Origin of the sequence: Synechococcus sp. R6-7 (assembly GCF_047461695.1) — a bacterium.
Taxonomy (GTDB): Bacteria; Cyanobacteriota; Cyanobacteriia; order Thermostichales; family Thermostichaceae; genus Thermostichus.
Genome location: NZ_JANSHS010000354.1, coordinates 1 through 5881, shown reverse-complemented (window position 1 = coordinate 5881; position 5881 = coordinate 1). Strand labels below are relative to the sequence as shown.

3 protein-coding genes and 1 pseudogene are annotated in these 5881 nt (G+C 60.9%); 1 reads left to right on the top strand and 3 read right to left on the bottom strand.

Annotation, left to right across the window (positions count from 1 at the left end; genetic code table 11):
* Nucleotides 1-54: 54 nt before the first annotated feature.
* Entirely contained in the window at nucleotides 55-714 is a 660-nt protein-coding gene (gene tenA, locus NW815_RS10555; RefSeq protein ID WP_011434003.1) for a thiaminase II, read from the top strand.
* On the opposite strand, the gene NW815_RS10550 is transcribed toward tenA, so the two are convergent.
* The 3 genes and pseudogenes from NW815_RS10550 to rpoC1 all read right to left on the bottom strand — a co-directional run.
* Nucleotides 711-1433, bottom strand: a complete 723-nt coding sequence (locus NW815_RS10550; protein WP_414351370.1) for a uracil-DNA glycosylase — start codon at nucleotides 1431-1433, stop codon at nucleotides 711-713. The two genes, tenA and NW815_RS10550, sit on opposite strands and share 4 nt — an antisense overlap.
* Nucleotides 1414-5328: a DNA-directed RNA polymerase subunit beta' gene (locus tag NW815_RS10545; RefSeq protein WP_414388672.1), complete on the bottom strand. Its 3915-nt coding sequence runs from the start codon at nucleotides 5326-5328 to the stop codon at nucleotides 1414-1416. The genes NW815_RS10550 and NW815_RS10545 overlap by 20 nt, the downstream gene beginning before the upstream one ends.
* A 63-nt stretch (nucleotides 5329-5391) precedes the next feature.
* A pseudogene (rpoC1, locus tag NW815_RS10540) lies at nucleotides 5392-5881 on the bottom strand (DNA-directed RNA polymerase subunit gamma); the annotation flags it as partial.

Below are 5881 nucleotides of genomic sequence, written 5' to 3'. Positions count from 1 at the left end.
GTGCGGGGCTCCTGCAATTTCTAGCTGAAGACCAAACGCCGAGAGACGGTCGCCATGCCCCAGTCCTTTACTGCCCACCTTTGGCAAGCCATTCAGCCCATCTACAAGCAAATCCTCGATCACCCCTTCAACCGAGAGTTGGCAGCGGGCAGCCTATCGCGGCAGCGGTTCCAGTTTTATTTGCAGCAAGATGCTCTTTATCTCACGGATTTTGCCCGCGCTCTGGCCTTGATTGGAGCTCGTTCCGAAGGGGCTGAGCAGGTGGTGAGTTTCTTGAACTTTGCCCTGGGAGCCATTGTGGCCGAACGCAGCCTGCACGAAAGCTATTTTCGCCTCTACGACATTCAACCCGAAACAGCCTATGCCCCTGCCTGCTTCGCCTATACCCGTTTTTTGTTGGCTGCGGCGGCTGTGGATCCCTATGAGGTGGCCATTGCCGCTGTGCTGCCCTGCTTTTGGATCTACCGAGAGGTGGGATCCGCCATCTATCGCACCGCACAGCCTGACAATCCCTACCAACAGTGGATCGACACCTACGCCGGGGAAGAATTTGCCCAAGTGGTGCAGCAGGCTTTGGACATCACCGACTCCGTCGCTCAGCAGGCTACAGAACCGCTGCGGGAAAAGATGAGGGCAGCTTTTGTCACTGCCTCCCGGTTGGAATGGCTGTTTTGGGACAGTGCCTATCGCCTCGAATCTTGGCAACCCGCCTAATCCTCAGCCGGTCGGGCTGGCTTACCAGACAGCAACTGCTGGGCTTGCGCGAAAACGGCATCCAACATCGGCTCCGTCAGCAGCCGTGTGGCCGTGTTGCGCCGGCTGGGATGGTAAGACGCCAGCAAATAGCGACCCTCTGCCAGGGGAATAACGCAGTTGTGGCCAAAGCGGGGACGGGGCCTGAGAGGTGGCAAGAGCGTCAGAGCGTGTTGGAAGGCAAAATGCCCCAACGTCAGGATCACCCGCACCTGGGTTAGCAGCTCCAGCTCTTGCTTCAGGTAGCCCAGGCAGGTCTTGGCTTCTATGGCGGTGGGGCGGTTCTCCGGGGGCACACAGCGCACCACTGCCGAGATGTAGCAATCCTGCAATTGCAGGCCATCCTCTCGGTGGGTAGAGGTGGGCTGATTGGCAAACCCGGCTCGGTACAGGGCGCGAAACAGCCAGTCCCCGCTGGGATCCCCGGTAAACACGCGCCCGGTGCGGTTGCCCCCATGGGCTGCCGGCGCCAACCCGATCACCCACAGCCGCGCCTGCGGATCCCCGAACCCTGGCACCGGTCGGCCCCAGTAGAGCTGGTCGCGAAAACGGGCCACCTTCTGAAGGGCGACTGACTCTCGCCAGGCCACCAAGCGGGGGCAGCGGCAGCAACTGACGATTTCAGTTTGCAAAGTGGCCCAATCCTGGAGACCCAGCGCCTCACTCCTCCTCGTCGTCATCCTCCTCTAGCTCGTCGAAGGCAGGGGTGGAATCGTCGATCAATTGATCATCTTCCAAGATCAAACGAGGCGGCAGCTCCGGCAACACCGCAGGCTCTTCCTCCTCTTCGTCAGGCTCCGGCTCGGCGGCAATCTCCTCGTAGGTGGTGAAGCCCGTGCCTGCCGGGATCAAGCGCCCGATGATTACGTTTTCCTTCAAGCCGCGCAGCCAGTCGGATTTGCCCTCAATGGCCGCCTCAGTCAGCACGCGGGTGGTTTCCTGGAAGCTGGCCGCTGAGATGAAGCTGTCGGTATTCAAGCTGGCCTTGGTGATCCCCAGCAGGACGGGCGTGTATTTGGCCGGCGCTCCTCCAGTAATGGCCATGGTGGCATTGATCTGCTGGATTTCCCGCAACTCCACCAGCTCGCCCGGCAGCAGGATGGTGTCGCCGCCATCATCCACCCGCACCTTGGAGGTCATCTGGCGCACCACGATCTCGATGTGTTTGTCGGAGATCTCCACCCCCTGGGAGCGGTAGACGTTCTGCACTTCGTTGACAAAGAAGCGCTGCACCTCCCGCAGAGCCAACCGTGCGGCTTGGTCATCTCCCAAGGTTTGGCGATGGTACTCGTAGTAGATCTCCAAGAGGTCGTGGGGGTTGGCAGGGCCATCGGTTAGGGGATCCCCCACCCCCACCGGCTGTCCATCTACCACGATCAAGCTCTGCCCCGGCAGCACAGGATAGTCTCTAACCGTGCCATCGGCTTCGATGACCTTGAGATCTGGCTCTTCTCCGCGCCAGCTCAGTTGAACGGTGCCGGGCCGCTTGGCCAGAACACACATTTCCTTGGGCTTGCGGGCCTCCAGCAGCTCCTCAATCCGTGGCAGACCCTGGATGATGTCCCCTGTCTTGGCCCGCTCGAACACCAAGAGGGCCAGAGAATCCCCCCGCTGCACCAGATCGCCATTCCGTACCTGCAGAATGGCACCCGCAGAAACCAAGTAGGGCCGCGCCATCCGCAACAGGACTTGGCCGTCCGTTATCTGCATCACCTGTCCTGACTGTGGAGAAGGGATCCCAGGCGCCAGCTCATCTCCGGCCCGCACCAGCGCCCCTACCGCCACGCTGGCTGAACCTGTCAGGGGCACCTGCACCAGATCGTCGTCGGTAATCACCAGCACCCGCCGTACCACCTCCGCTCCCTCGCGGATCCCTTGGACGATCCCGGCCTTTTTGGCTTGGATTTCGGTGCGGGCGATAACATCTCCGCTGGCGATGGAGTCTCCTTCCTTCACCAACAGCCGCGTGTGGGTACTCCCCTGCGTCAGATCCGCTTCCACGTCGCGGCGCAGCAACAGGGTTTCCAGAATCACCAGTTGCAGGCGGCGAATATCTGGATCCTTCTCATCTTGGATCAGCTCGATATCGGCCTTCAGTTGTGGGGCGTCGGTATCGATTTCCAGCACCAGTTGGGTGCGCAGGAGCTCTACAGGGCCTACCGACTTCACCCGCTCCCCATCTTTGAAGGGAACCCGCTGCACCGCCCGCAGACGAATGGAGCGACCGGACTCGCTGGTGGACTCTTGAGTGGGCACCAAGGGCCGGTCGGGGATCTCGTACTCCTGCACCGGACGCAGCAGCAAGCCTGGGCCTTCGGGAGTTTCCACGTGTTCCAGGTAGACCAGTCGGTCGGGAACGATGCTGCTGAGCACCGGTTGCCCGGGCTGGATTAGGGTGCCACTTTTCACTTCCAAGTCGGCGGGGTTGTCCACCAGATGCAGGGATCCCGGCTTGATGACAATCTCCCGCAGAATGTCGTTCTTCTGGATGACTTCGACAACACCGGCATTCTGGCAAAAGATGTCTTTCACTACCTCGGTGCCTGCTTCCACATACTGGCCATCGTCCACGTTCAGCAGGGAGATGTCCTTGTTCACCTCGTGGGTCTCTTCCGGGATCCACAGCAGGGTGCCGCCCTGGATGACTTCGTAACCTTGCTTGGCCTTGCCGCGCCGTGCCACCTCAATGCCGGCGAACTTCACCAAGCCTCCCGTCTGACTGCGGAAGTGGTTGTCGATCAGCTCCGCCACCACCTCATCGTTGCCCACTTTGGTGCCCGGAGTAGCCTTGAGAACAAAGGTCTGCCCACTGGAAGTGTCCAGCAAAAATTGTTCCCGCCCCTGGTGGGATTCCACCCGTACCCGTGCTTCCCGCAACACCACCGAAGCGTTGATGATCTCCACCTCGCGCCCACTTCTGGTGTCGCTGCGCTCCGGTAGCCGCACAATGCCGCCATGCTCCGTCACCAGCGAGGTTTCGGCGATCACATCCCCCGCCTGCACCCGATCCCCGTTTTTCACCACCGGCTCGGCCCCCGGAGGCAGGTTGTACACCTGTCCAGACATCACCCAGATCAATCCCTGCCGCTGGGCAGTGTAGGTGGTGTTACCCTGGCGGTCAGTCTTCTCCTCGATGGGCAGATCGGCAAAGCGAATTTCTCCAGCCAGGTCGGCCACCACCTCTTTCTGGGCTTTCTCGGTGCTCTTACGGCTGGCCTTGGCCAGGGACACCTCTGCAATCAACTGATCCCGCTGCACCTGGGCTCCGTCCCGCACCAGCAGGGTGGATCCCTGGGTCATGTCGAAGGACTCCCGTTGACCGTCTGGGCCTTCCAAGATGATTTGGTTGTTTACCTCCACTTGTAGAGCATCGTCGCCGTGGCGGGTACGGAAGGGGCGGGTGCGCAGATTTTTCGGGAACCGCACCACACCCGCAAAGGGGGCGCGAATTTGGCGGGCCACCTCCCCTGTAAACACGCCTCCCGTGTGGAAGGTGCGCATGGTCAACTGGGTGCCCGGCTCCCCAATCGATTGGGCGGCGATGATCCCGACCGCTTCCCCCAGATCCACCAGGCGGGAATGGGCCAAGCTCCAGCCGTAGCACATCCGGCACACGGAGCGGTTGGCCTCACAGGTGAGGGGAGAACGCACCATCACCTGCCGGATGCCGGCCTCCACAATCGTCTTGGCCAGGTCGTGATCCACCTCTTGGTTGCGACGGGCAAGCACCACCTGGGTTTCTGGGTGCACCACGTCGCGCGCCAACACTCGGCCCACCAAGCGCTCCTCCAGAGACACCACCACCTTGTCCCCGTCCATCAGGTATTCCAGAAGGATGCCCTGCTCAGTGCCGCAGTCAGATTCCCGCACGATCACATCCTGAGACACATCCACCAAGCGGCGGGTGAGGTAGCCGGAGTCGGCGGTGCGCAGGGCCGTATCCACCAAGCCCTTGCGGGCCCCATAGGAAGAGATGATGTACTCGGTAACGGTCAGGCCCTCGCGGAAATTGGTTTTGATGGGCAAATCGATGATCTCCCCCTGGGGGTTGGCCATCAGGCCGCGCATGCCCACCAACTGCCGTACCTGGGAGACATTCCCCCTCGCCCCCGAGTTGGCCATCATGTAGACGGAGTTGAGGGGATCGTTCTGCCGGAAGTTGCTGAGCATCTCCTCCTTGATCTGGTCGTTGATCTGGTTCCAGGTGTCGATCACCTTTTGGTAGCGCTCCACCTCTGTGATTTCTCCACGGGTATAGCGCTCGGTGGCCGCCTCGATCTCGGCTTCCGCTTGCGCCAACAACTGCCGCTTGCTGGGGGGAACGCGCAGATCTTCGACGCTGATGGAGACGGCTGCCTGGGTGGCGTATTTGAAGCCCAGGGTCTTCAGAGCATCCGCCATCTGAGCAGTGCGGGCCGTGCCGTAGCGGGCAAAAGACCAAGCAATTAGGTTGCGCAGCTCTTTTTTGCCAATTTGATAGTTGCGAAAGGGCACAGGGGGCAAGGGGGTGTCGGCTTTGTTACCGTCGGCAGCCTGCCGCGCCAGGCCAGCGGAAAATCGTCCTTTTTCGCTCATGATGCCTCGCTAGAGAGAAGAGGAGAGAGGGGAGAGAAGAGCCGTCCTACGGCAGAGGATGAACTACGCAGACAAAATATCTTGCACGGTCTTGTTAAAAATGATCCGGCCCGGCGTGGTGCGAATGTACTGGCTGATCACGTTGCCGTCTTGATCCTCGCGGATACGGCGGTAGTTGGTGATCTTGAGGCGAATGCCGCCCGGTTCTTCGATGATTTGCGGCTCGGACTCTTTTTCGCCCTTGCCCAACTCCATCGGGCCGTGGTAGCGCACCCAGACCTTGCTGTGCAGGCCGATGGCGCCGCGGTCGTAGGCGATGAGAGCATCTTCCAAGCTGGCGAAGAAGCGATCGCCAATATCTGGCGCGTGGGGGTTGTCCGCCGTCAGGTAGTAGCACCCCAACACCATATCTTGGCTGGGGGTGATGATAGGGGCGCCGGTGGCCGGGGAGAGGATGTTGTTGGTGGCCAGCATCAGCAGGCGAGCTTCCGCCTGAGCTTCCAGAGAAAGGGGCACATGCACAGCCATCTGGTCGCCGTCGAAGTCGGCGTTG